This window comes from Streptomyces sp. SPB074 (genome assembly GCF_000154905.1).
In the GTDB taxonomy this organism is placed as follows: domain Bacteria; phylum Actinomycetota; class Actinomycetes; order Streptomycetales; family Streptomycetaceae; genus Streptomyces.
Genome location: NZ_GG770539.1, coordinates 6288645 through 6289477 on the forward strand (window position 1 = coordinate 6288645; position 833 = coordinate 6289477).

General features: G+C 77.9%; 1 protein-coding gene. It reads left to right on the forward strand.

Annotated elements, in window-relative coordinates; all coding sequences use genetic code 11:
* Positions 1-255 precede the first annotated feature (255 nt).
* Positions 256-774, forward strand: coding sequence for a GNAT family N-acetyltransferase (locus SSBG_RS26840; protein ID WP_199781411.1), 519 nt, complete (start codon positions 256-258; stop codon positions 772-774).
* Positions 775-833: the final 59 nt, after the last annotated feature.

The window sequence follows — 833 nt, forward strand, 5'->3', positions numbered from 1 at the left end:
TACGCCCGCCTGGGTCGTACGGGCTAATCTCGCGCCCATCTCGACCGGGCCCGCGAAGCCGCCGGCGCCCTGACGGCCGGCCCGTACGCGGACGGGGTGCGCGCGGCGATCATCCGGCTCGGGCAGCGCTTGGGGGCGCCGGGCGAATGAGCGCGGTGCGCGGCGTCACGGGACCGGGCACCGCCACGCCCTTCGCCGTGGGGCCGGGGCCCGGCGGCCCGCCCGTCACGGGCCGGGGCGGCTAGCATGCCCGCCATGACCGCTCAGACGCCCCAGGACTGGCCTCCCGCCCCGATAGCCACCGCCCGTCTCGTGCTCCGCGCCTCAACGGCGCGGGACCGGGCCGCCTTCATCGAGCTGTTCGCCTCGGAGGAAGTGGGCACCTACCAGGGCGGGGCCCGGCCGCGCGCGGAACTGGAGACCGCCGTGCCCGACGTGCCGGGACAACGCCCCGGGTTCTTCGTGATCGCCGTGGCCGGGGAGATGGCCGGCGCCGTGACGCTCGACCGGAACGACGCGGGGGAGACCGAGCTGGGCTACCTCCTCCTGCCCCGGTTCTGGGGACACGGCTACGCGACCGAGGCGTGCGCGGCGGCCCTCGACTGGTGCGCGCGCACCCGCCCCGGCGCCCCCGTCGTGCTCACCACCCAGACCGCCAACGCGCGCTCGATGCGCCTGGCGCAGCGGCTCGGTTTCACCGAGGTGCGGCGGTTCCACGCGCACGGGGCCGAGCAGTGGCGCGGCGCACTGCCGCCGGCGGCGCCCGCGCGGTGAGCCCGCCCGGCCCACGGACCCGTTGGTACCACGCCGGGGCCGGGCGGTCCATCGCCCGG

What these genes read in the sequence shown, in the direction of transcription:
- SSBG_RS26840 (WP_199781411.1), top strand. Translation starts at nt 256, where the DNA reads ATGACCGCTCAGACGCCCCAGGACTGGCCTCCCGCCCCGATAGCCACC.